The sequence below is a fragment of the Flagellimonas algicola genome (assembly GCF_005937185.1).
Classification (GTDB): domain Bacteria; phylum Bacteroidota; class Bacteroidia; order Flavobacteriales; family Flavobacteriaceae; genus Flagellimonas; species Flagellimonas algicola.
In genome coordinates, this window is the sequence record NZ_VCNI01000001.1 from 1,875,697 (window position 1) to 1,899,927 (window position 24,231).

Consider the following 24,231-nt stretch of genomic DNA (forward strand, 5'->3'; position numbering starts at 1 on the left):
ATTCCTAACTTCAATGCCCATTTGTTTACAGGCTTTGTATACCATAATAGACATAGAGACCACCGGAAACGGCATCAAAGGCAACAAGATTACCGAAATTGCCATTTTTAAATTTGATGGCGTTGAAATTGTTGAGGAGTATTCCACCTTGGTAAATCCGCAAAGTCCAATCCCAAGCTTTATAACGGGACTTACAGGAATTGATGATCAAATGGTACAGGACGCTCCAGTTTTTTCCGAGATAGCGGAGCGCGTGCAACAAATGACGAAGGATTGCATTTTTGTGGCCCATGCCGTTAATTTTGACTATGGGGTAATCAAGGAAGAATTTAGGCTATTGGGGGTTGATTTTGTTCGTAAAAAACTCTGTACGGTGAGACTATCACGAAAATTAATTCCCGGGCTGCAGTCCTATAGCTTGGGAAAACTGTGCTCGGCGGTTCAGATTCCGTTGACCGACCGTCACCGTGCCCGGGGGGACGCGCACGCCACTACCCTGTTGTTCCATAAATTGGTGAATCTTCCGGCCGCTGAAGGAATCATCCAAAAGTTTTTGAATGCCCGAAGCCAGGAGGCCACCCTTCCTCCGCATTTGCCCAAATCCATTTTTGATGGAATCCCACAAAAACCGGGGATTTATTATTTCAAAAACCAAAAGGGAGAAATCATTTATGTGGGCAAGGCCATCAACCTTAAAAAACGGGTCTTGGGGCATTTCTATGATAAAAGCACCAAGGAAACCCGAATGTGCAATGAAACGGCTTCCATAGATTTCAAGCTATCCGGTAGTGAACTTGTGGCCTTGCTTATGGAATCTGCTGAAATCAAGCGCCTTTTTCCTCCCTATAACAGCGCCCAAAAGCGTATTGGCAAACAATATGCGCTGTTTGCCTACGAAGACCGCAAAGGTATTCTCCATTTGGCCTGTAACACCCTTAAAGGTGCGCCTAACCCCATTAAGGTTTTTTACAACCAAACCGATTGCCGGGCTTTTCTAGAGCAATTGTGTAAAACCTTCTCGCTTTGCCCAAAATACTGCCATCTGCAACAAACCAACACCGTTTGCTCCCATCATGAGATTACCACTTGTGAGGGTATTTGCTCAGGTGAGGAAAGCGTATCTACTTATAACGAAAAAGTGGGGTATGCCATTTCCAGTGTAAAACAGGCCCAAAATGAGGTGCGCATCATAAAAGAAAAGGGAAGAGAACCCAATGAAAATGCTGTGGTATTGCTTTCGGAAGGAGTTTATAAGGGATACGGATTCATTGATCACCAAGTGGAGATTACCTCCATGGAAGACATTGAGGCCTTTATAATTCCACAAAAAAACACTTTGGAGACACAGCGCATCGTAGAATCCCTACTACCGCGATTGGAATCCTATGTAATCTAAATCCATGGTTATTTGTTTATCCTCCGGTACATTTTTACCATGAAAGCAATCCAAACGACCAAGATAATGGCAACAAATACGATATAGGGAAAGAGGATATCCATAAACAAAATAAAATTTGATAGTTGCCCCAATACCGGAATTCCTCAAGTGGAATTCTTAATATTTCTAACGGAAAAGCATCTAGCCAAGCGAATGCATTTCCGACATCAGTCTAAATTAGTAAGAAAAAGAATACGCGCCGCTCCGAAATTGTTAGGAAAGCTGCAATTCATCGAAAATTAGACCGAAAGTACCACCTTGAACACGGCCACTTCCCCCTTGAGCTGTTGAAACCCCTGATGAAGTTGATCTTGCGCCACGGTATACGGGTAAAATGAAATGGGCTCAATGCAGATCATATTCCGAACCTCGGTCCAGCACATAAAATGCCCAAAACCTTCCGTTGAAATAGTAATATCCCTTTTATCCCGAAGCAGGATTGAAGTGGTGTCTTGCACCTGAAAGGCACGGCTGCCCACTTCCAAGACATCATCCAATTGGATTTCGCCTTGTCCCGCAATAATCAATGGCTTTTCCGTATGCAATTTAAATGCGGGATGATACCCGAGCATAAAGGGCATGTTTTCTTCGCCAGAAATCTTAAAACCAATCTCCAATTGATTGCCACTTAACTGAAAGGTCTTTTCAAATCGGAAATCGTATGGCCAAACCAACCATTCTTCGGAAGACTTTTCGGGAAATTTCGAATTTTTTACAGGCGTATCCGCTTTATAATGCTTGACAAAGGATGCGGTCGTCTCGGTATTCGATTCCAAGAAATAATCCAATTCGCGTAGCAATCCATGCTGATCTTGAATGGCATTCCCTTTGGGGACCTGTACCCTAAAATCCGCCTCATTTACCGGGCCAATAATCGGGAACATTTCCGTATCCGAACTTCGCCATCCGGGACTTCCTTTTTGGTGGATGAACTCGTGTCCTTGATTTTTTAAACACACAAGTTCTCCCGCTTCAATGGTAACGGAGGTATTCCCTTGTTGTAATGCTATCATTTCTCGGAATTGATTAGTCGATAAATCAGTATGGCCGTTCGCTGGGTCAATGCTTCAATGGTATTCAAATTCACGGTTTCCTGGGGCGTATGCGCCCCGGTTCCCATGGTCCCCAATCCGTCCAGACAATCTACATATTCAGCTACAAAGGATACATCAGCTGCACCCCTTTTTCCAGGATCATATGCCAAAACCTCTCCCTGGTCCAAATCCAAACTCACCTGGTTCAAAATCCCGAGCAGGGCATGGTTTCCTTCAGTGGGTCCCATCGCGGGATAGCTATCCGTAAATGAAATACTGGCGGAAGTCATTGGAAGGTTATTGCCTACTATTTCGCGCATTTTGCTTCTTGCCCTTTCTTTCTGCTCTTCGGAAATAAAGCGAAGTCCCCCTTTGGCAATAGCTTTTTGGGCCACCACATTGCTTTTTCCAAAGACATCACCTTTACTGGTTGAGGCATCAAAATTGACAAAGGTTCCGCCCAAGACCGTACCGGGATTGAAGGTCAATAAATCCTCGCCCTTCACATCCGTATAAAATTGATGCAGGATTCTGGACATCTCAAAAATGGCTCCAGCTCCAGTACGCTCACTGAAAACCCCGGAAGAATGTGCTCGCTTTCCATCTACCTCCACAGCCCAACCCGAAGCTCCCCTTCGGGCCACGGTTGCATAGTTGAAGCCTGTTGAATTTTCAAAACCCAGGGCAATGTCACTACGCTTTGCTGCCTCCACCAAATCCTTTCTACTTATAGTAAGTGGTTTCCCAGTACTCTCTTCATCTCCGGTGAAAGCCACGATGATCTGTGCATCATCCAGAAGACCGTTCTCGCGTAGAGCCTTAAGTGCATACAATACAATGACATCTCCACCTTTCATGTCGTTTCCACCTGGTGCGTGCGCAATGCTATCGTTGACCATCTTAAATTTTTGAAACGGACTGTCTTCCTCAAAAACAGTGTCCAAATGACCAATCAGTAAAAGTTTTCTCCCTTTATTTCCATTGGTTTCCGCGAAAAAGTGGCCTGCTCTACCCATTTCTGGTGGCATTTCAATCCATCGGGAGTCAAAATTGATATTCTCAAAGGCATCTTTGAAGACCATCCCTACTTCCTTCACGCCTTTGGCATTAAGAGTACCGCTATTGATATTTACCACTTTCTCCAAAAAAGCGATGGCGTCAGCATTGTTCTGGGCAATGGTTTTGACAATTTTTTTCTCCGTTCGGGACAGTTTTTGGGCAGTAAGCGTTCCTACCATAAACAGGCTTAAAACGCAAATAAAGATTTTGAAATGCATGGTTTGTGACTTTGGGTGAATTTATCAATTTTTAATCAATAAATCCTTTTTCCCGCATCCAGTCGTCATTAAACATTTTGCCCACATATCGGCTGCCGTGGTCATGGAACAGTACCACCACCACATCATCCTTGGTAAAATGCTCCTTCAATTGCAACACGCCTTTTATTGCAGCTCCAGCAGAGTTCCCCAAGAACATCCCTTCCTCTTTGGCCAAACGTTGTGTATACACCGCCGCATCCTTGTCCGTTACTTTGGTAAAACCTTCTATGAGATCAAAGTTGACATTTTTGGGTAGAATATCTTCTCCTATTCCTTCTGTGATATATGGGTAAATCTCGTTCTCATCGAAAATTCCTGTCTCGTGATATTTTTTGAAAACAGAGCCATAGGTATCAACTCCCCATACCTTTACATTGGGATTTTGTTCTTTGAGATAGCCTCCTACCCCTGAAACGGTTCCCCCAGTTCCAACTCCCACCACAAAATGGGTGACTTTTCCTTTGGTTTGCTCCCAAATTTCCGGGCCCGTGCTCAAATAATGGGCTTTGGTATTGCTTGGGTTGTCATATTGATTCACATACCAAGAGTTGGGAATTTCAGTAGACAATCGCCTTGCCGTTGAGTAGTAACTTTGGGGATCATCAGGTGCTACATCCGTTGGACAGACATAAACCTCACTTCCCATTGCCTTTAAAATATCCACCTTTTCCTTGGATTGTTTATCGCTGATCACACAAATCATTCGATACCCCTTGACCACTGCGGCCAAGGCCAACCCCATGCCCGTATTACCCGACGTGCCTTCAATGATGGTTCCGCCAGGTTTTAGCAGACCTTGTTTCTCCGCATCCTCCACCATTTGCAGAGCCATGCGATCTTTGACGGAATTTCCAGGATTAAAAGTTTCATATTTTGCCAGTACCAAGCACGGTAGTTCTGCTGTGAGTTTGTTGAGTTTTACCAAAGGGGTGTTCCCAATAGTCTCCAGTATATTGTTTGCATATTTCATAGTCGCTGCAAAGATAGCCATAAGGTTGTCGGAGTTCTATACTGAAACTAAATTTTGATTCCGACAATCTTGGATGGTTGGATGGTTGGACGGTTGGAATTGAAAACGGAAAATGGAAAGTGGAAAATTAGCTGATCGGAAATCTCACCGTCGTTGATGTGTCGCTACCGAACCTTACTCAAACTTAATGGCCTTGACCGGACTTATTTTGGTGATGATGTATGATGGAACCAGTAACATGAGTAAACACAACAACATTACGCCAAAATTTAAGAGAATTACCGTTGGGATATCCATATGCACAGGAATATATTCAATATAGTATTCCTCCGGATTTGGAAATTTAAACCACCGGTATTTGTCCTGAAGATAAAGTAATCCCAAACCAAGTCCATTGCCCCACAACAACCCAATACCAATCAAATAAGCGGCATTGTACAAAAACACCTTGCGAATGCTCCAATTTTCGGAGCCTAAAGCTTTTAGCACCCCAATCATTTGGGTACGTTCCAAAATCAATACCAGAAGTGCCGTAATCATATTGATCCCACCAACAATTATCATAATCCCAATGATGAGAGCTATGTTAAAATCGAACAGGCCGATCCATTCAAAAATTCTGAAGTATTTGGATTTGATATTAATGGCATCCAAATTGGATGGGGTTTTGCCATAAATTTCATTGCTTTTTTCCTCCAAATGGTCAAAAACGTCCAAAAAGACCTCAAAGTTCCCAATTTCATTTTCCGACCATTTGTTTATTCGCTGGATGTGACGGATATCCACAAAAATGTAATTGGCATCAAATTCCTCGAAACCGCTGTCATAAACGCCCACGATTTCAAAACGTCTATTGTTGGGCACCCTGGAAGCATCACCATCCTTAAGGAAAAAGGAGAAAAAAGTGTCATTGACTCCCAATTGAAGACGATTGGCCATAAGCCTTGAAATCAACACCTCATCATTCAACCTTCCTGTATAATCAGGAATCCGACCCTCTACAAGGTATTCCTCAAAGACATTCCAGTCATAATCTGTGCCCACTCCTTTGGCCAACATCCCCTCAAAGGTTTCCTCAGTGCGGATAATTCCACCTTTGGTGGCAACAGCCTGGACGTGTCGTACACCATCCACATCCTTGAACATGGGGTAAAAATCTTGTTCCAGGGAAACTGGAATCACGGAAACTTCTGAGGTATTGTTATCGTAATTGGAAATTTGGATATGCCCGTTGAATGCGGATACCTTTTCCCGAATCTTGTGCTTAAGGCCAACACCCGTGGCAATGGCTATAAGCATCATCACAATACCAATGGCAATGGCAGCAATGGCAATTTTTATTATAGGAGCGGAAATGCTAATTTTATGCTCCTTCCCTGTTATCAGGCGTTTGGCAATAAACAATTCTAAATTCAACGAATGCCCATTTTATCTCCTTTCAAAAGTACAGTTTTATTGTTGGTTTTGCTGCTTTCTTCCTGTAAAGGGCAGGAAGACAAAAAAGCTGCCGCATCAGAAAATGAAGAACAGGTCTTGGTTCCGGAAATTACCGTTGCCGCCAATAGAATCCAGAACTACCTTCCGCTACTTCAAGATAAAAGAGTGGCCGTAGTGGCCAATCAGACCAGCGTTATTTTCCAAGCGGATGGATATACCCATCTCGTGGATTCTTTGCTGAACCGACAAGTGAATATTAAGACAGTCTTTGCCCCAGAACACGGTTTTAGAGGTAAGGCAGATGCAGGAGAACTGGTCAAGGATGGGGTGGATACCAAAACCTCCCTACCCATTGTTTCCCTTTATGGCAAAAATAGAAAGCCCTCCCAAGAACAGTTATCGGATGTTGATGTTGTCCTGTTTGACATCCAGGATGTTGGGGTTAGGTTCTACACCTATATTGCTACGCTGCAGCTGGTAATGGAGGCCTGTGCCGAAGTAGGGGTGCCCGTTATAGTATTAGATCGCCCCAATCCCAATGGACATTATGTTGATGGCCCTACCATGCTGAAGGAACATACCGGTTTTCTAGGAATGACCCAGATACCCTTGGTCTATGGTTTAACCATTGGCGAATATGCACAGATGATCAATGAAGAAAAGTGGTTGGAAGGCGATGGCAAGGCGGATTTGACTGTAATTCCCTTGGAAAACTATACGCATGCCTCAGATTATCATTTACCCATACGTCCATCACCCAACTTGCCCAATGACACCTCTATAACGCTATATCCCAGTCTAGGGCTTTTTGAAGGCACCCATATCAATGCGGGAAGGGGGACGGAATTTCAGTTTCAGCGTTATGGCGCTTCATTTTTGGATAGCACCCAATACAACTTCGATTATATTCCGCAACCCAATTTTGGGTCCAAACACCCCAAAGAAGAAGGCAAAAAGTGCTTTGGCAAGGATTTGGCAAAATCCGAAAGGATGAATGCTGTTTCCCTGGAATGGATTCTAGATGCCTACAAAAATTGTCCGGATAAGTCCAAATTCTTTAGGACCAATTCCTTTACCAAACATGCTGGCACCCCATTACTTCAACAGCAAATTGAAGCCGGATTGTCAGAGGCTGAAATTAAAGCCACTTGGTCAGCTAAGCTGGAAAGCTTTAAGAAAATTCGGAAGAAATACTTGATGTATAACTAGTTTTCCGTAGTTGGTCTTCGGTATTTGTGGAAAGGCTGTTTTAGCAGACCGATAATGCTGCTGTTTTCCTTTTCATCTGGAAAGGTGTCTACGCCGTACACAATTTTTTCGGTATCCAAATACATATACGTTCCAAAAAGCCTGTCCCAAATGGCAAAGATGTTGCCATAATTGGAATCCGTATACGGCAACTTGTAATGGTGGTGCACCTTGTGCATATCTGGGCTGACGATGACCCAACTAATGGCCTTGTCCAATTTTTTGGGCAATTGGATATTGGCATGGTTGAATTGCGACAGCACCACAGACATACTTTGATAAAGCATAATAACTCCAATGGGCGCTCCTACAAGAAAAATCCCTAACAAGGTAAAGGAGTAACGAATCAAGCTCTCCAAAGGATGATGTCTGTTTGCCGTGGTGGTATCCACATTATGATCGGAGTGGTGTACCAAATGTACCATCCATAAAGGTTTTATCTTGTGCTCTACCCAATGGGCTGCGTAGGCCCCGATCAAGTCCAAAAACAGCACTCCGAGAATTACATAGAGCCATAATGGCATCTCCGGCAACCAATTGATGATACCAAAGTCGTTGGCCACCGCCCAATCCGAAGTCATTAGAAAAAGGAAGGCCAAGGGAAAATTCACCAAGATTGTAGTTAAGGTAAAAAAGAAATTGGGGACGGAGTGCCTCCATTTTTTATACGGGATGTTAAACAAGGGAACTATTCCCTCCAGAATCCAAAAAAAGGTGATGCCCCCAACCAAAATCAAACTGCGGTGAAGGGCAGGAATGTTTTCAAAATAGGTGATAATCTGCTCCATACCTTCAAATATAAAAAATAGCTAGAGCTTTATTTTTTTCTTCATTTCCTCGACAATATTGAAAGCCGCAGGACAAATGGCCACATTTTTCAAGGTAAGATTGCTGATTTGGTGAAATTTCTTCCGATCCGTATGTGGAAACTCCCTGCACGCTTTGGGGCGTACATCATAAATGGAGCAGTAGTTATCCGCATCCAAAAAAGTACAGGGCACCTGCTGCAGTACATAATCGTTCTCTTCATCAACCCGGAGAAATTCTGATATAAACTGGGAAGGTTTAAGCCTGAAATGCTTTGCGATACGCTCAATATCCGCATTGGTGAACAAGGGGCCCGTTGTTTTACAGCAGTTGGCACAGTCCAGGCAATCCGTTCGTTGAAATTCTTCCTCATGGAGTTCCAACATAATGTAATCCAAGTTTTTGGGAGGTCTCTTTTTAAGTTTTGAAAAAAACTTTTTGTTGGCACTATGTTTTTCCTGGGCCTTTTTGGGCAGCCCTTCCAATTCTTCTTGCATATCACAAACTTAGAAAACCCAATCCATTAAACCTTTGTTTACAAATAAAGTCCCACTTTTGCCACAGTTACTGTTTTTATGGCAGACATTTTTGGAAAAGCTTTGTTGGATTATCACTTTGGAAACTATTCCGAGGACATAAAAACCTACTCCTCCTTGGATGAGGAAGATTATATCCCTCTGCCCTATTTGTTTCGGGATTTTGATAAGATGCCCATACTGGAACAAAAGGCTTTGGAGTTGGCCACAGGAACTGTATTGGACATAGGTTGTGGTGCCGGAAACCATGCATTGCACCTTCAAAATAATGGTTTTGAGGTGACAGGTTTGGATGCATCCGAAGGAGCAATCAACGCATGTAAATCCAGGGGGCTTAGTTCAACAGTGCATACCAAGTTGTTGGATTTTTCCGGAAAGCAATTTGATACGCTTTTGTTGCTTATGAATGGAATTGGCCTAGCTGGGAAATTGAACAATTTGAGCAATTTTTTGTCACATCTCAAGTCTTTGCTTAGCCCTAACGGACAAATCTTATTGGATTCAAGTGATATCATTTACATGTTTGATCAAGACGATGATGGAGGATATTGGATTCCGGATAGCGGAAATTATTATGGCGAAGTGACCTTTACCATGGAATATAAAAAAGAAAAAAGCAGTCCATTTCCATGGCTTTATTTGGATTTCAATACCTTGCAGAATGCATGCTCTGCCAATAATCTGAAGTGTGAACTTGTAAGCGAAGGGAATCATTACGACTATTTGGCAAAACTTTTGCTGCAATAATAATAGATGTTGCTTTGCGGCGTTCTATTTAAATACACTTATGCCATGATTAAGAAAATTGCAATTTACTCCCTAATTTGCTTAGGAATCATCCTTAGCTGCTCCAAAGACTCGGATGATTCAACCCCACCGGACAATAATGTAGATAAAACCGCCAATCTTCAAGCCACAGGTTCGTCTGCCAATGATATTTTGGCCAACACCAATTTTGATGCCTTGATCATAGAAATTGCCTATGTAGAGGGATTTAGGCCCACTACGACCGCCATAACCAATTTTGAGAACTTCATCCAAGAAAGAACCTTTAAAACAGACATTGAGTTTACTTACCTAAGCTTGCCCTCTTCAGGCGAAGAGACATTGACCACTCAGCAGGTGGCCGATTTGGAAGAGGAAAATCGAACCGTATATAACGATGGTACTACTTTGGCCATGTACATCTATTTTGCCGATGCCCCTTCTGATGGGGATGAAGAAGGTGAAGGTTTGTTTACCCTTGGTGCTGTCTATAGAAATACATCTATGGTAATCTACGAATCCACCATTAGGCAATTGGCTTCACAAAGCAATTTTATTACAATAAGTGATGTAGAGACTTCGACTTTAAACCATGAGTTTGCCCATTTAATGGGACTGGTAAATTTAGGCACCGATGCGATTAATGACCATGAAGATCCAGAAGCTGCCAATCACTGCAACGTTTCGGGCTGTCTTATGCGGGCCGCTTTGGAATTTGGTGTTCCTACCATGAAAGTTCTGGAAAGTAATGCAGCAAAAGGCGCTGCCCCAGTACCCGGTTTGGATGCCGAATGTATTTTGGACCTACAGAATAACGGGGGTAGATAATTTGCAGTAGCAGTATCTACCTACTACGGGATATTCAAGTACTTATGGGTCTGTAGCGATACTTTCCATTTTGGGTTTTGCATGACAAAATCCACAATCAAAGGAACCATTTTGTCCCTAACACTCCATTCTGGCTGCAAATACAGAATACAATTTGGCCCTACCTTAGCCACTTGTTCCTCCGCGAAAACAAAATCATGCTTATTGTAAACAATAACCTTAAGCTCATCAGCTTGCGGATAGATTTCAGGTACGGGCAACTTATTTTTTTTTGGACTAAGACAAATCCAATCCCAATCACCTGATAAGGGATAAGCTCCCGAAGTTTCGATATGGGTCTGTAAATTTTTGGCTTTTAAACTATTGGTCAATGGACCCATGTCCCAAGTAAGGGGTTCTCCTCCCGTAACCACAATAGTATCCGAATATTTGGCAGCATTAATCGCAATACTTTCAATATCAGTAGGCGGATGGGTACCTGCATTCCAGCTTTCCTTCACATCGCACCAGTGGCAACCCACATCGCATCCCCCAATCCGGATAAAATACGCTGCAGTTCCTTTGTGGTATCCTTCACCCTGAATGGTATAGAATTCCTCCATTAGGGGAAGCATTTCACCCTTATCCACCAATTGCATCACTTCTTCTGAAATCATGGCGCAAAGATAGTGTTTCCCTCTTCAAAAAAGTCCTTATAAATCGTGTGTTTATCTATCGTTTCAAGCTAAAATGGCCGGTTCTTCGATGGGCAATTCCTTCGGAATCCACCAGATTTAAAACATACCAATAATCCGAAGCTGGTAGTTGTTTCCCTCTATAATTCCCATTCCATCCCGAGTCCAGGGCATTAATTTGTGCCAAGAGTTTGCCATATCTATCCATAATGAACAAGGAGGCACTGCGATAAGCATCCGGCGTAATTCCTAAAATTTCCAAGGTATCGTTGACTTCATCGTTGTTGGGTGTGATAAATTTGGAAATCCCCACCACCCCTATGACCAATTGGTCTGATCCACAGCCATTTTTATCCCTTGCATATAAGGTATGCAAACCAGGGTCCACGTTTTCAAAAACAGGGGAATCCTGAAAAGGCCCATAAGCGTTATCTAGGGCATACTCGTAATTTCCTGGGCCCAGGTTGTCATTTTCCTCAAGTACGGTAATGGAATTGACATCATTGGCATCATCTATCACAACTGCATCCCTGGTTAAGTTGGGAGGCCCGGAAAGCTCGACTTCCAAATATCTCGGCGGTGAAACACAACCCAATTCTGATATAGCCACCACGGAATACCTCCCGGGATGGGATATCGAAGCAAATGCCTCATTGCTTACCACTACCCCAGCCGAATCAGTCCATTGGTATTGGTAAATTCCCTCAGCGTTGGTGGTTCCTGCCATTATGGTAGATCCTTCACAAAGTATGAGTTCAGATTCGGTCAAATCGAATGCCACCAAAGGCAATACTTGCAGTTGTACATGTGGTCCTATCCCAAAACAATCCCCATTGTCCCTATTCTCGACCCGCACGAACAATTGTTGCGAAAAAGCCGTTTCGTTAACAAAGTTGGTTACATTCACAATGCGATTTTGTTCCAACAAGGCGTCATCCGAATTAGTGTAGAAGTCCACTTCCAAGTTCTGGCCAGAAGGAAACTGGGCCAAAAGCTCAGGTACAGCGTCTTCCAAGTTAAAACTGTAATAACCATCTTGATCATCCTCATCACAGATTTCCAAGGTGGCTAAAAAGTTTGCAGGAAAAGATGTTGTGGAAACCTCCAGAGTAACCTCCGAGACCAATGCACATCCAAATGCGTTGGCAGCACGGGCATACAATGTGCTCCCGGAACTATTGTTATAAGGAACTTCGTTTATGCGATTCGTGTTGTTCTCTGCATCCACTTGACTTGGGTGATAGGAAACCGATAAACTTGTATCACCAAGGGTAACAAATGGCGAGATTTCATGCAAATTGAAATCCACAAACCCATCAGCTATCCCATCTTCGTCACAATTTCTGAAAACAATATTGGGGTCTATGACAGGTAATGGGTGTACCGTGGCTTCAACTGCAGTCCTTTCCCCGGTTTGGCAACCGCTTTCCGAAGCCAAAACGTAAAAAGCTGTGGATTGGGTAAGCACTGGCGTGGTATAGGAAGGACCCGTAAACACCAAATTCCCTCCAATTTCCTCATCAAACCATAGCACATCACCTTCAGAGGCTGTGGCCTCAAGTGTCACCGTACCCGTTCCACAAATAAACGCGGATTCAACATCCACAATCTGGGGTGTTACCAAACTTGTACTTGCTGATAGTTGAAGGACTGGATCACCCGGAAGGCCTCCATATTCCACCACATATCCTCTGGGTAGATAATCTCCCGTTGACCCCACGTTGGGTAGATCGTTCCAAGATCCGGACACTCCTATATTTGGGCTGGTCACGTGGACATAATCTTCTCCCGCACCATCAAAAAGCACATTGTTGGGTTCGTTGGCGTTCCAAAAAGCGAAATTTGGGGTACTCCCATTTATACCTCCGTTCCAAAAGACTGTACCGGCTTCTGGACCTGTAATCCATTTCCAGACGCCTTCTTGATCTGCATCGCTACCTCCTAGCCATCCCGCTCCCGAAGCTTGCTCGCCAGCCAATCTGGCTTCTTCAATACTTGTTATAGTTGCCAGATAGCCCTGTAGTCCAAAGAAAGTCCTATTTGCCGCTTGAGCTCGAGCATCTTGCCATGTTATCCCCAAACTAGGTACATATTCATAATAATGGCCTGTTTGAGGCAAATAGTTGGGCGATCCTATGGTAAAGGAGAACTGCTTTAATGCGTTAGGATTAGGCGATGTACTTGTAAATTCTAAATCCATTACAGCTGGAATCAGGTCAGCATATTGTACCGGACTGCCACCAGGACCACGAATGGTAAGTTTTCCTTGCACGGCATCCCATGTGGTGGTTATGTTGGGATGATTGCCCGTTAGATTCAGTATATCCAAGTTGCGTTCATATCCCACGGAAATCTGAACAAAAAAGGCTTCGATTTCAGTATCATCCGAATCCGTAACATTAAAGATTGAGACGATAGGGGTGGTTGAAAGTGGACAATAGATCAGGTCTCCAGTTGCACTGACCACTGGCGGGTCATTGGTTTGTGCACAGACCATCAAATGGGTCAAAACCGCACAAAATGACAAGAAGCTTCGCATTGCATGATTGGAAAACATCGGTTGTTTAAAAATTGGGTGCGGTTTGTTTTAATTCCATCTAACTGATCAGGCTAAGGATAAAAACTATGAAAACATAACCTATGGTGCAAGTTTTACCACCAATCTGCACATATTTTAACCTTAAAAGTGCGAAAAAGTGAAAATCGGACTGCCTAGGAGGCCTTACAAAGCGAATAATTTTGTTTCCCCAGCCTCTTTTATTATTGCTTAAAATTACCCTATTTTTATCCGAAATAGAAGTCCATGGGCACCGAGGAAAAATTCTTTGAACACATTGAGAAGGGGTACACCACCAAAGGGGATTACATTACAATGGGGGCTGGAATGTTGAACGGGGAAGCTATCAAGAACGCTTTCGTTAAGATTCCACTTAAAACACTGAACCGCCATGGTTTGATTGCAGGAGCCACAGGTACAGGTAAAACAAAAACCCTTCAAGTGATTTCCGAAAACCTTTCTGACAAGGGAATACCGGTGTTGCTTATGGACCTTAAAGGGGATTTGAGCGGAATTGCCCAACCCAGTCCTGGGCATCCCAAGATTGATGAGCGTCACGAACAGATTGGACTTCCTTTTGAACCCAATGCATTTCCCGTAGAGATTTTGTCTCTTTCCGAGCAGGATGGCGTTCGATTGCGGGCCACAGTTTCTGAATTTGGCCCTGTTCTCTTAAGTCGAATTTTGGATTTGACGGTTACCCAAGAAGGTATTGTTGCCGTAGTTTTTAAGTATTGCGACGACAACAAACTTCCTCTATTGGATCTAAAAGATTTCAAGAAAGTCCTGCAATATGCTACAGGCGAGGGCAAAAAAGAATTTCAATCGGCATATGGCCGAATCTCAACCAGTTCCACAGGTACTATTCTTAGGAAAATCATTGAACTGGAGCAGCAAGGAGCCGATCTCTTTTTTGGGGAAAAGTCCTTTGATGTTGAGGATTTAGTTAGGATTGATGAAAATGGCCGCGGCTATATCAATATTATTCGGTTAACGGATATCCAAGATCGCCCGAAGCTGTTTTCGACCTTTATGCTGAGTCTACTGGCCGAAATCTATGCCACATTTCCGGAACAGGGTGATAGTGACAGACCTGAATTGATTCTTTTTATTGATGAGGCCCATCTCATTTTTAAGGAGGCTTCCAAAGCCTTGCTGGATCAAATTGAAAGCATTGTGAAACTTATCCGTTCCAAGGGTATTGGTCTGTATTTTGTAACACAGAACCCGACAGATGTACCTGATGATGTGTTAGGGCAATTAGGTTTAAAAGTACAGCATGCACTACGCGCCTTTACCGCAAAGGATAGAAAAGCCATAAAGTTAACGGCGGAGAACTATCCCATTTCAGAGTTTTATGACACAAAGGAAGTATTGACCTCTATGGGAATTGGGGAAGCCCTGATTTCGGCCCTTGATGAAAAAGGAAGGCCCACTCCCTTGGCCGCAACGCTGCTTAGAGCTCCCATGAGTCGGATGGATGTGCTGACGGATGCCGAACTAAAGGAAGCCATTGGCAATTCTAAACTAGTTAAGAAATATAATGAGGAAATAGATCGGGAAAGTGCCTATGAAATCCTTAATGAAAAGATAGAAAAAGCCCAAAAGGAAGCGGAAAAGGAAGAGGCCAGGGAACGAAAGGCGTCAAGCTCCCGAAAAAGTTCTTCCAGACGCAGCAGCACCCGAATGAACCCTGTGGTGAAAGTGCTTACAAGCGCCACCTTTATACGAGGAGTTCTTGGGGTCTTGAAAAAGGTAATTAGGTAGATGTTAGATGTTAGATGTTAGATGTTAGATGTTAGATGTTAGATGTTAGATGTTAGAAAGATGAAAAAAACAATTCTCATTTTTGGAATTTGGGGTTTGATAGTTTTTGGATGCACACCAAAGGACAACACTTTCCTTATTTCAGAAAACAGCGTAGGTCCTTTAACCAAGGATACGGCTGTTGAGCACATCAGGGCCATGTTTGCCCAAGATTCCGTAGTTCAGGATACCACAAAGCTCCAAGTGGGGGCCAAAGCAAAAAAAATCAAGATTTTTGAAAAAGGCGGAAAGCATCTGCTAACGCTCACACCCAATGCAGATAGCATCTCCACAATTGAAAATGTGCGCGTTTTTGATGCCAGATATGTTTCGGACAAAGGGATAGGACTGAACAGTACTTTTCAAGATATCCAAAAGGGCTATGGCATAAAAAAAATTGTGACAACCCTCAACAGTATTGTGGTATTTCCAAAGAGCAGTAATTTGTACTTTACCATTGATAAAGAGGAGCTACCGGAAAATTTAAGGTATGCTACCACCAACATCGAGGCTGTTCAGATTCCGAATACCGCCAAAATCAAATATTTGATGCTGGGATGGGAATAAGCTGTTAATATAATCTTAATGAAACCCTTCTCTTGTTTCAATTTGGGTATTTTGATTGGAGAAACTCCAACCCAATGAAACTATCAGCACTCGCTTCGCTCCTATTGTTACCCATTTTTGTTTGTGCCCAATACGATTTTGAACCTTCCGCCGATCACCCTTTTGGTCTTCCCAATCCGGAGGCTCCAAAAGAACTAATGGATTTTGCTCCTATGATCGGGGAATGTAATTGTAAGTCTGAAACCAGAAATGCGGACCAAACTTGGTCAGAACCGGTTGATATGGTCTGGCGTTTTAAATATATCATGAACGGAATGGGAGTTCAGGACGAAACCCTGAAAGTGGACGGGACTTACTCAGGAAGCATCCGCCAATTTATTCCCGATAGTACCCGATGGTATGTCCACTACTATTCCACAAGAGCTCCGTCCACTGTGCTTCCCGTATGGGAAGGACGTAAAACCCAGGAGGGAAAAATTGTCCTTTATAGGGAACAAAAAGCTCCCAACGGGATGGACGGGTTTTACCGGCTTTCCTTTTACGATATTGATGACAAAGGCTTCAAATGGATTGGAGAATGGGTAGATAAAACAGAATCTGTTGTCTTTCCCACTTGGAAAATTGATTGTACCAATGGAAAAATCAATAGGGGTACTGTTGAGGAACAACAACAAATTAAGGAAGCTTCCAAGAGATTTTCTAAAGCGTACATTGCACAAGATTTTGATACCATGGCCAATTCCTACACTCTTGATGCCAAATTGATGCCCTTGGGAACACCCATTGTTGAGGGCAGGGAAGCCATTAAATCCAGATGGATGTTGGGCAAGGACACCAAGATTCTAACCCACAGTATGGATGCCTCCGAGATCAAGGTTTTGGGAAATTATGCCTATGACTATGGCTATTATCAGGGAACCAGTCAAAAAGGAGATGATCCTGTGATGCAGTGGAAAGGCAAGTATCTGGTGGTCTGGAAAAGAGAAGGGGGCACCTGGAAGATGTACCTAGATATCTGGAATCGACTCAAGGATTAAATCAAACCATACTTTTCCCTATTGGCCAACACTTTTGGGCTGTTGGTTTGCATCCATTCGGTGAGTTCCAGTAATTTTTCCACATAAGACTGGCCAAAATCCGTTAAGCTATATTCTACTCGGATAGGTACCTCAGCGTATGCTTTTCGCTGTATATAACCATCTGCTTCCAGCACTTTTAGTCGTTGGCTAAGCACTTTATTGGAAATGCCGTATACGAACTTTTTAAGCTTATTGAACCTCAAAACAGGAAAATACCCCAGCCACAAAATGATGAGAGCACTCCACTGATCTGAGGCCACGGACATTACATCCCTTACAGGGCAGAGTTCCGGTGGGTTCTTGTAATCGATGTGCCCAAACATTTTTTGTAATTTTTTTGCAGTTCTAATCTTCTGATTATCAGCAACAGTTTCTGATTCCATACTTAGTTGTGTTGAGGTGACTTCTTTTTTCTTCCAAAAGGAATATGTAATTTTAGTATCTATTATAGAGTAAGTTACAAAAAGTAACCGGTATGAAAAAACTGATTGCCAAAATAGTTCCCCTAGCCTATGGTCAATATTTCAACCTGTCTTCTATTTTTGCACCCAAATATGCCGCCCATAAAGCTTTTAATGTTTTTTGCACCATAAGAAAAGGGAAGGTATTGCCTCAGCAAAAGCCATATTTGGATCAGGCCAAATTGGCTGTGGAGAATGTGGCGGGTCATGCAATACAAACCTATCAGTGGCCGGGAACCATGGAAACCGTGCTTTTGGTCCATGGATGGGAAAGCAATACCTTCAGGTGGCGTAACCTTATCCAGAAGCTTCAGGAGGCCCAATATAATATCATCGCATTTGATGCCCCCTCCCATGGATATTCCACCGGGAAATTGCTCTATGCCCCCCTTTATGAAGAAGTCCTGCATTATATGGTAAAAAAACATGACCCGAGATATCTTGTTGGACATTCAATGGGAGGCCTAACCCTGATGTACAACGAATATAAAAACCCAAACCCCGGGGTTAAAAAAATGGTGGTAATCGGCGCCCCTTCGGAGTTTCATGAAATTATGCAACAGTACCAGGATATTTTGAAATTCAACGACCGCTTTATGGGGCTTTTGGACAACTATATCTTCAATCGTTTCGGATTTCAAATCAAGGATTTTTCTACCTCTAAGTTTGCTAAGACAAACACCAAACAAGGATTGCTCTTTCATGATAAACTGGATATGGTAGCGCCATACCACGCCTCCAAACAAGTCCATGCATCCTGGAAAGGAAGCAAGTTAGTCACCACAGAAGGTTTGGGGCATTCCATGCATCAGGAGGAGGTCAATGATGAAATCATAAGCTTTCTTGTGGCCTAGCTCATCCTAAAAAAATCCCAAACACTTTTCAGCACTTGGGATTTTCATTTTATTCATGAAAAGGGTTGAACTAGAACTCTCTGTACTCTCCTGCCAAATATTGATTGGCTTCTTCCTCTGCAAATTTTGCCTTTTCACTGTCCCAATGCAAGGTTTGATTAGGGAAACGACCGGCAATCACTCCCAATAGAATGGTCTCAGTCAAACGGGCGGCATACTCAAAAGGAGCGGTGCATTTGTCCTTGCCCAAACAAGCATCAATAAATTGGTGATAATGCTTGGGTCCTTCACTGGTGTAGTTTCTAACGGGTGCTCCCAAATTTTGCTTGGCGATTTCTTTGGAAATATCAACATATTTGCCCCTTACAATTTTTCTAGGCAATTGCATGAAATGGGGCAACAACAAGCGACCCTTGGTTCCTACGAACATAGCACCTTGCTCTGGTAATTGACCTTCAGCGGCAACCCCAGCGTCCAAGGAATTGTTATTTTTTACAGTTTGTTTCTTTTTGCCCACGGTCTTCGCTCCTGGAAGCACCAAATCTTCATGGGCAGGAGGCATTCCAGGGCCATCGTACCAAATCCACTTTAGTGTTTTACCCGTGTAATCGGTTCCTGGAAATTCATAGGTAACTGTATTGTTTTCAGGATACCCGAATCCATTTGGTTCACGGCATTCATTTTTAATGGTCATGGGCACATCCAAATTAAGCGCATTATAAGGGGTATCAAAAATATGAACGCCCATATCGCCCAAAGTACCACATCCATAATCCATTAGCTTTCGCCAGTTTCCTGGATGATAGTATCCTTCCTTGTAAGGCCGTTTTGCCGAAGTACCCAACCAAAGGTTCCAGTCCAGCTGCGCTGGTACGGGATCTTCCCCTTCTGGCTCAGCACCGTTGTACCCCCAAGATTTTGGGCTCCAAGCATGAACCGTATGTACTTTTCCAATAATGCCATCCTGAATCAATAAGGTGGCCAATTTATAATCGTAGAACGAATGTACTTGTATGCCCATTTGGGTGACCAAACCTTTGTCCTCAGCCATTTTCTTCATCGCTCTGGATTCAGAAACATAGTGGGTCAATGGTTTTTGACAATACACGTGCTTGTCCTTTTGCATGGCCAACAACGAGGCAGGGGCATGAGTATGGTCCGGGGTAGAAACGATTACTGCGTCAATTTCATCGGCCATCTCATCCAACATCACACGGTAGTCAAAAAATACGCGTGCCTTAGGATGTTTCTTTCGTGCCATTGCTAAGTTAATGGCATCCACATCACAAAGTGCCACGACATCCACTTGCGGGTGCGATGAAATATCATTGAGATCCGCAGCTCCCATATTGTTTACGCCAATATGCGCTGTCCTAATACGGCCATCCGGCTTTAATGCTCTTAATTTTTCATGGGCACTTAGAACGGAAGGTGCGGCCAATAAACCGAGGGCCCCCACACCACTTTTCTTCAGAAAATCCCTCCTATCCTGATTTGATGTCTTCTTACTCATACTATTCTGTTATAAATTATTTTTTTGACGGTAATTCTTTGATTTTAATATTTCTAAAACGAACAACATCCCCATGCCCTAAAAAGCCGATATGTCCAACATTTCTTTTGAGTCCAGGATGGTCTTTTTTATCCATGGTTCCATTTTTAGTAGCTTCCTGTAAATCGCCATCAACAATAATGGTTCCGTTGAGGACTACCTTGACTTTTGGCCCATTTACGGTTACTTCCTGAACATTCCATTCACCCACGGATTTTAGAAAACCGCGTTTGGCGGGGATAAGCCCATAAACCGACCCATGGTATTGATAAGGTTGTAAATTGGCATATTTCTCGGCTGTGTTGTCCAATATTTGGAGCTCCTTCCCAAGGTAGGCCACATCGCCTTCCAAAGGTGCGTGAATACCCAATCCATTGTTTGCTCCGGGAGTCAATTGAAATTCGAATCTGAAAACAAAATCCCCATACTCGTCTTCGGTCAGTAGGTTGCCTCCACTTCCTCCCCCACTTGGGTCAACTACAATATAACCATTTTCAACGCGATAGGACTGCTTGTTTCCAATCCATCCGTCCAAATTTTTATCATTGAAAAGCTCTACAAAACCCTCATCTTTTGTTGCTTGCTTTTGGGCATTGCAGGGAAATTGTGCAAAAAAACAGCACAATATTCCTAAGGAGATTATTCTTCCCAATGTAGCCATTATAGCTTTTTGATTTTGATATTCTTGAACCAAATGGGACTAGAATGGTCCTGTAAGGCTATAAAGCCTTTTTTGTATTTTCCGTAATCGGGGGCGTTATCCCACTTTCCTGAGTTTTTCTTATTGTTCCAATCCTCGGACCATGGTTGGAACTCCAACAGCTTTTTACCATTGAGCCAATGTTCCACTTTTTCCGGGGTGAACACAATTTTGGAAGAATTCCATTCGCCAACTGGATTCAGTACTTTTTGGGACTCATCCGCAACATGCATGGCATAGTCAGCTCCAGTTTTCTGCCAGTCCTGTAACAACTCTGGGTGTTCCGCTCCAAACTGGGAATTATACCCAGTTAAATCGTGTATTTTGGCATAATTCTCATCATCAATGAGCTGATATTCCGGTGAAACTACCGGTGGCCCGTCATAACCTTCCTTAACGTGATAAAAGATTCCACTATTACCACCTTCGGGAATTTTCCATTCCAAATAGAGCTCAAAATTATCAAACTCCTCAGCGCCATAAATAATGTCTTTGCCCCCCTTATAATCTTGTTCTAGACCCAGTTCGGTGTCAAATGTCAGCGTACTGTCCCTAATGGTCCAACCCGGAGGGAGTGCATCCCCGTTATAGGCACGCCAGCCTTCGGTGCTGGTTCCATCAAAAAGATAGATCCATTCATTGGCTGTTGGACTTGTTTCATTAACAACTGCTTTTTCAGCAACAGCTTTACTTCCCACTTTACAGGCGCCTACGATAAGTAACGATACCAGAACGGCAATTTTCTTCATTTTAATTTGTAATTCAATTGGTTATAGTGACAGCTACTAAAGGTAAACACAATTGCCTGATGTGCGAATTTTTTTATACCACCAACACATCATAAACCATGAATGTTATAGATTCTTGGAATTAGCTGTTGACAGGCTTCAAAACTCCAATTCTATTTGCACGGTTGGCTAATGCACTTTACTTTTAGTACATATGCAAATCATCACACCATTTCACGTTGCCATTCCCGTACATAATCTGGCGGAATGCCGAACCTTTTATAGAGAGGTTTTAGGTTGCGAAGAAGGCCGAAGCAGCGACCATTGGGTAGATTTTAATCTTTTTGGGCACCAATTGGTCATTCATTACAAACCAAAGTCTGAGTCAGCTTTACACACCAACCCCGTAGATGGCAAAAATGTACCCGTTCCGCATTATGGCGTCGTATTACCCTGGGAAGTTTTTGATAGCTTCTCTAGCGCATTGAAACAAAAAGCAGTGGAATTCATTATTGAGCCCTATATCCGATTTAAAGGGGAAGTAGGCGAACAAGCCACCATGTTTTTTTTAGACCCGGCCGGAAACGCCTTGGAGTTCAAGGCCTTTAAGGATATGTCACAACTTTTCGCAAAATAACCAAAACCATTTCCATGACTAACCGATTAAAACATAATGCCCTTACTGCATCCATCCTGGTAGTTTGCTTATTGTTACTGCATTGCAAACCCAAGGAAGCAGACAAATCTCAACCTGAAGAGCAAACCCAGACGCAAATTGAAGACCCCTGGGTTCATTTGTTCAACGGTAATGATATCGAGAACTGGACGGTTAAAATCCATCACTATGAGGTGGGCGATAATTTTGGAGATACTTTTCGGGTAGAGAATGGCATGATCAGAGTCCGCTACGATAATTACGAAGGTGACTTTAATGAACGCTACGGCCATTTGTATTACAATACCCCATATTCCCATTACCACCTAAGCATGGAATATCGTTTTGCCAGCCCATGGTACGATACGGCCCCGAGCTATACCGTGCTCAACAGTGGTCTCATGTTCCATTCCCAAGATCCGCGTACCATGCCCAAGGAACAGGATTGGCCCATATCGGTAGAGATGCAATTTCTGGCGGAAGTCAATGAAGGGGAAGCTAGGCCCACTGGAAATATGTGTTCTCCTGGCACAGATGTTGTTTTTGAAGGTAAAATAGATCCAAGACATTGTATCAGCTCTACCAGTAAGACCTATAAACCCAATGAATGGGTCAAGGCAGAGCTCATTGTACATGGGGATTCCTTGGTCACACACATCATTAATGGGGAAAAGGTTTTGGAATATACCCATCCACAGATAGGTGGCAGCGTAGCCAATAGATATGACGAAAGTATAAAGATTGACGGAAAGCCTTTAAAAGAAGGGTTTATTGCACTTCAAAGCGAAGGTCAACCTATAGATTTCCGTAATATCAAGCTCAAAGTTTTGGAGCACTGATCCATTAAGCCAGGGAAATTCCCTTTTTCCGAACCCAGAAATAGGCAAAAATCATGTTGGGCACCCAGCATAGCCAAGCCACAATTTTATAGGCAATCAAAAACTCTCCAAAAGTCAGAGTCAAGAGTGGCAACCAGATACGCAGGGTAACAGCCGCAAAACAGGCTGCGTAGCTGTAAATCATCATGCCCTGATGCAGCCCCAAATCTTTGGCCCTAATCGCCAGGTAAGCTTTGAGGGTTGTATACAACCAGACCAATCCCAAGCCAATAAAACCCAAAGAGGTAATCCAACCCCCAGTGGCGTAAAACCCAATATAAACTGCACAAACCCCACTGAGCAACGCAGAAAGCACATAGATTTTGCCCAAGTTCCTATGAAGCCTTAATTTCCTAGATCTTAATTTTTTGCTGAACTGCGACCATCCGGTCAAAAGCGCTATCCCACCAAAGGTGATATGGCCGTAAAAACCAATGTTCCAAAGATGGCTTTCCAAAAGCGCCGAAGCCTTGCTCAGTAAAATGCCAAAAGGTTCAGGGGTTACCCAATACAAAACGGGATAAAACCCTACTCCTATGGCCAAAAAGGCAAATACAACCCATGCGATTTTGTTTCTCGTTGTGCCAGACATCTCAGTTGATTTGGATACAATTTATCGAATAAATGCCTGAAAAAATAAGATTGGCCGGGACAATCCGTTATATTTTAAGTTGAACAGGCATTTTTTGAGCCCAAATCGTGAATTATGAAAACTGTTCTGTTGTTTATCACGCTTCTTTTTTCTTCCCTGGCCCTTTCAAGTTGTACCAACGATGAAGGTGACAATGATTTGGATTTTTTGACCCCTGACGAGGAAGAAAACCAAATGGTCAATGCTGAAAACGAACAAGGAATAAAAGCATAAAAAAGCCTTAGCAATTGCTAAGGCCTCTTAGTTTGGATTTGGATATATTCTATTTGAATCCCATATCCTTCAGTTTCTCATCCATATTATCAGAAATCTCGGAGAATCGACTTTCATACCTAGGATTACCCGCGCAGGAAGTTGCGATGGCCACCCAATCTGAGGACCAGGAGGAGGCTCTCATCAGCATTTCGCTGTATTGCTTATCGGAAAGCGCAGCAGCGGGATTGTCCTTGTACTTCCCCAAAAATTCAAGATAATCATCCGTCCACTCTTCATAGGACGCCAAGAAATCATCGCAATCCTTAATCGCCTCAGTGGCATCTGAACTATCCGAATGGGAATCCCCGACTTCCATCGTATCGGACTTACTTTCTTCGGAATCGGTCTTCTTTTTGCAAGAAAGTCCCATAAGCAGAAAACAAGACAGGATGGCTATTATTTTTTTCATAACCTATTGATTTTGAAGTTTG

General features: G+C 43.1%; 25 protein-coding genes. 11 read left to right on the forward strand and 14 right to left on the reverse strand.

Going from position 1 to position 24,231, the window contains the following annotated elements; all coding sequences use genetic code 11:
* Positions 1 to 13: 13 nt before the first annotated feature.
* Positions 14 to 1,396, forward strand: coding sequence for an exonuclease domain-containing protein (locus FGG15_RS08160; protein ID WP_237561776.1), 1,383 nt, complete (start codon positions 14 to 16; stop codon positions 1,394 to 1,396).
* Between the two features lie 281 nt (positions 1,397 to 1,677).
* Here FGG15_RS08160 and FGG15_RS08165 read toward each other — a convergent pair whose 3' ends face one another.
* From FGG15_RS08165 to FGG15_RS08180, 4 genes are all read right to left on the reverse strand, one after another.
* Positions 1,678 to 2,451, reverse strand: a complete 774-nt coding sequence (locus FGG15_RS08165; RefSeq protein ID WP_138835066.1) for an aldose epimerase family protein — start codon at positions 2,449 to 2,451, stop codon at positions 1,678 to 1,680.
* Positions 2,448 to 3,749 (reverse strand): M20/M25/M40 family metallo-hydrolase, encoded by a 1,302-nt coding sequence (locus FGG15_RS08170; protein WP_138835068.1) that lies wholly within the window; start codon positions 3,747 to 3,749, stop codon positions 2,448 to 2,450. Before FGG15_RS08170 ends, FGG15_RS08165 begins: the two co-directional genes overlap by 4 nt.
* 31 nt (positions 3,750 to 3,780) lie before the next feature.
* Complete coding sequence (locus FGG15_RS08175; protein WP_138835070.1) at positions 3,781 to 4,761, reverse strand: PLP-dependent cysteine synthase family protein; 981 nt, start codon at positions 4,759 to 4,761, stop codon at positions 3,781 to 3,783.
* A gap of 174 nt (positions 4,762 to 4,935) precedes the next feature.
* Positions 4,936 to 6,177, reverse strand: a complete 1,242-nt coding sequence (locus tag FGG15_RS08180; RefSeq protein ID WP_138835072.1) for an ABC transporter permease — start codon at positions 6,175 to 6,177, stop codon at positions 4,936 to 4,938.
* Between the two features lie 3 nt (positions 6,178 to 6,180).
* Here FGG15_RS08180 and FGG15_RS08185 point away from each other — a divergent pair, with 3 nt between their 5' ends.
* Entirely contained in the window at positions 6,181 to 7,407 is a 1,227-nt protein-coding gene (locus tag FGG15_RS08185) for an exo-beta-N-acetylmuramidase NamZ family protein (protein ID WP_138835074.1), read from the forward strand.
* Here the strand turns inward: FGG15_RS08185 and FGG15_RS08190 are convergent.
* Positions 7,404 to 8,234, reverse strand: coding sequence for a sterol desaturase family protein (locus FGG15_RS08190; protein WP_138835077.1), 831 nt, complete (start codon positions 8,232 to 8,234; stop codon positions 7,404 to 7,406). The two genes, FGG15_RS08185 and FGG15_RS08190, sit on opposite strands and share 4 nt — an antisense overlap.
* 21 nt (positions 8,235 to 8,255) lie before the next feature.
* Positions 8,256 to 8,750, reverse strand: coding sequence for a YkgJ family cysteine cluster protein (locus tag FGG15_RS08195; RefSeq protein ID WP_138835079.1), 495 nt, complete (start codon positions 8,748 to 8,750; stop codon positions 8,256 to 8,258).
* A gap of 78 nt (positions 8,751 to 8,828) precedes the next feature.
* On the opposite strand from FGG15_RS08195, the gene FGG15_RS08200 reads away from it, so the two are divergent.
* Together FGG15_RS08200 and FGG15_RS08205 are read left to right on the forward strand one after the other, a co-directional pair.
* Positions 8,829 to 9,536 (forward strand): class I SAM-dependent methyltransferase, encoded by a 708-nt coding sequence (locus tag FGG15_RS08200; RefSeq protein WP_138835081.1) that lies wholly within the window; start codon positions 8,829 to 8,831, stop codon positions 9,534 to 9,536.
* 45 nt (positions 9,537 to 9,581) lie between these two features.
* On the forward strand, positions 9,582 to 10,382 hold the full coding sequence (locus FGG15_RS08205) for a hypothetical protein (RefSeq protein ID WP_237561777.1): 801 nt from the start codon (positions 9,582 to 9,584) through the stop codon (positions 10,380 to 10,382).
* Positions 10,383 to 10,405: 23 nt separating this feature from the next.
* On the opposite strand, the gene FGG15_RS08210 is transcribed toward FGG15_RS08205, so the two are convergent.
* Together FGG15_RS08210 and FGG15_RS08215 are read right to left on the reverse strand one after the other, a co-directional pair.
* The gene (locus FGG15_RS08210) at positions 10,406 to 11,038 is read right to left on the reverse strand and encodes a 7-carboxy-7-deazaguanine synthase QueE (RefSeq protein WP_138835083.1); all 633 of its coding nucleotides are present in this window, start codon (positions 11,036 to 11,038) and stop codon (positions 10,406 to 10,408) included.
* A 55-nt stretch (positions 11,039 to 11,093) separates the two neighbouring features.
* Positions 11,094 to 13,595, reverse strand: coding sequence for a T9SS type B sorting domain-containing protein (locus tag FGG15_RS08215; protein ID WP_161991939.1), 2,502 nt, complete (start codon positions 13,593 to 13,595; stop codon positions 11,094 to 11,096).
* Positions 13,596 to 13,859: 264 nt separating this feature from the next.
* Between FGG15_RS08215 and FGG15_RS08220 the strand changes: the two genes are divergently transcribed.
* From FGG15_RS08220 to FGG15_RS20080, 3 genes are all read left to right on the forward strand, one after another.
* Positions 13,860 to 15,380: a helicase HerA-like domain-containing protein gene (locus FGG15_RS08220; RefSeq protein ID WP_138835088.1), complete on the forward strand. Its 1,521-nt coding sequence runs from the start codon at positions 13,860 to 13,862 to the stop codon at positions 15,378 to 15,380.
* A 60-nt stretch (positions 15,381 to 15,440) separates the two neighbouring features.
* Positions 15,441 to 15,986 carry a hypothetical protein gene (locus tag FGG15_RS08225; protein ID WP_138835090.1) on the forward strand — a complete coding sequence of 182 codons (546 nt, stop codon included), beginning with the start codon at positions 15,441 to 15,443 and terminating at the stop codon, positions 15,984 to 15,986.
* Positions 15,987 to 16,060: 74 nt separating this feature from the next.
* A complete protein-coding gene (locus FGG15_RS20080) occupies positions 16,061 to 17,023 on the forward strand; it encodes a YybH family protein (protein ID WP_161991940.1) in 963 nt (320 codons plus the stop codon).
* Here FGG15_RS20080 and FGG15_RS08235 read toward each other — a convergent pair.
* Positions 17,020 to 17,448 (reverse strand): winged helix-turn-helix transcriptional regulator, encoded by a 429-nt coding sequence (locus tag FGG15_RS08235; RefSeq protein ID WP_138835092.1) that lies wholly within the window; start codon positions 17,446 to 17,448, stop codon positions 17,020 to 17,022. The two genes, FGG15_RS20080 and FGG15_RS08235, sit on opposite strands and share 4 nt — an antisense overlap.
* 92 nt (positions 17,449 to 17,540) lie before the next feature.
* Between FGG15_RS08235 and FGG15_RS08240 the strand changes: the two genes are divergently transcribed.
* Complete coding sequence (locus FGG15_RS08240; RefSeq protein ID WP_138835094.1) at positions 17,541 to 18,380, forward strand: alpha/beta hydrolase; 840 nt, start codon at positions 17,541 to 17,543, stop codon at positions 18,378 to 18,380.
* 70 nt (positions 18,381 to 18,450) lie between these two features.
* On the opposite strand, the gene FGG15_RS08245 is transcribed toward FGG15_RS08240, so the two are convergent.
* The 3 genes from FGG15_RS08245 to FGG15_RS08255 are packed head-to-tail and all read right to left on the reverse strand — an operon-like array spanning position 18,451 to position 21,381.
* The gene (locus FGG15_RS08245; protein ID WP_138835096.1) at positions 18,451 to 19,893 is read right to left on the reverse strand and encodes a Gfo/Idh/MocA family protein; all 1,443 of its coding nucleotides are present in this window, start codon (positions 19,891 to 19,893) and stop codon (positions 18,451 to 18,453) included.
* A gap of 16 nt (positions 19,894 to 19,909) precedes the next feature.
* Entirely contained in the window at positions 19,910 to 20,593 is a 684-nt protein-coding gene (locus tag FGG15_RS08250; RefSeq protein ID WP_138835098.1) for a 3-keto-disaccharide hydrolase, read from the reverse strand.
* Positions 20,593 to 21,381: a 3-keto-disaccharide hydrolase gene (locus tag FGG15_RS08255; protein WP_138835100.1), complete on the reverse strand. Its 789-nt coding sequence runs from the start codon at positions 21,379 to 21,381 to the stop codon at positions 20,593 to 20,595. The genes FGG15_RS08250 and FGG15_RS08255 overlap by 1 nt, the downstream gene beginning before the upstream one ends.
* A gap of 193 nt (positions 21,382 to 21,574) precedes the next feature.
* Here FGG15_RS08255 and FGG15_RS08260 point away from each other — a divergent pair, with 193 nt between their 5' ends.
* Together FGG15_RS08260 and FGG15_RS08265 are read left to right on the forward strand one after the other, a co-directional pair.
* Complete coding sequence (locus FGG15_RS08260) at positions 21,575 to 21,997, forward strand: VOC family protein (RefSeq protein ID WP_138835102.1); 423 nt, start codon at positions 21,575 to 21,577, stop codon at positions 21,995 to 21,997.
* Between the two features lie 14 nt (positions 21,998 to 22,011).
* The gene (locus FGG15_RS08265; protein WP_138835104.1) at positions 22,012 to 22,854 is read left to right on the forward strand and encodes a 3-keto-disaccharide hydrolase; all 843 of its coding nucleotides are present in this window, start codon (positions 22,012 to 22,014) and stop codon (positions 22,852 to 22,854) included.
* 4 nt (positions 22,855 to 22,858) lie between these two features.
* Here FGG15_RS08265 and FGG15_RS08270 read toward each other — a convergent pair whose 3' ends face one another.
* Entirely contained in the window at positions 22,859 to 23,485 is a 627-nt protein-coding gene (locus FGG15_RS08270; RefSeq protein ID WP_138835106.1) for a DUF2306 domain-containing protein, read from the reverse strand.
* A 114-nt stretch (positions 23,486 to 23,599) separates the two neighbouring features.
* Between FGG15_RS08270 and FGG15_RS20085 the strand changes: the two genes are divergently transcribed.
* On the forward strand, positions 23,600 to 23,758 hold the full coding sequence (locus FGG15_RS20085) for a hypothetical protein (protein WP_161991941.1): 159 nt from the start codon (positions 23,600 to 23,602) through the stop codon (positions 23,756 to 23,758).
* Between the two features lie 49 nt (positions 23,759 to 23,807).
* On the opposite strand, the gene FGG15_RS08275 is transcribed toward FGG15_RS20085, so the two are convergent.
* Positions 23,808 to 24,209: a hypothetical protein gene (locus tag FGG15_RS08275; protein ID WP_138835107.1), complete on the reverse strand. Its 402-nt coding sequence runs from the start codon at positions 24,207 to 24,209 to the stop codon at positions 23,808 to 23,810.
* Between the last annotated feature and the right edge of the window lie 22 nt (positions 24,210 to 24,231).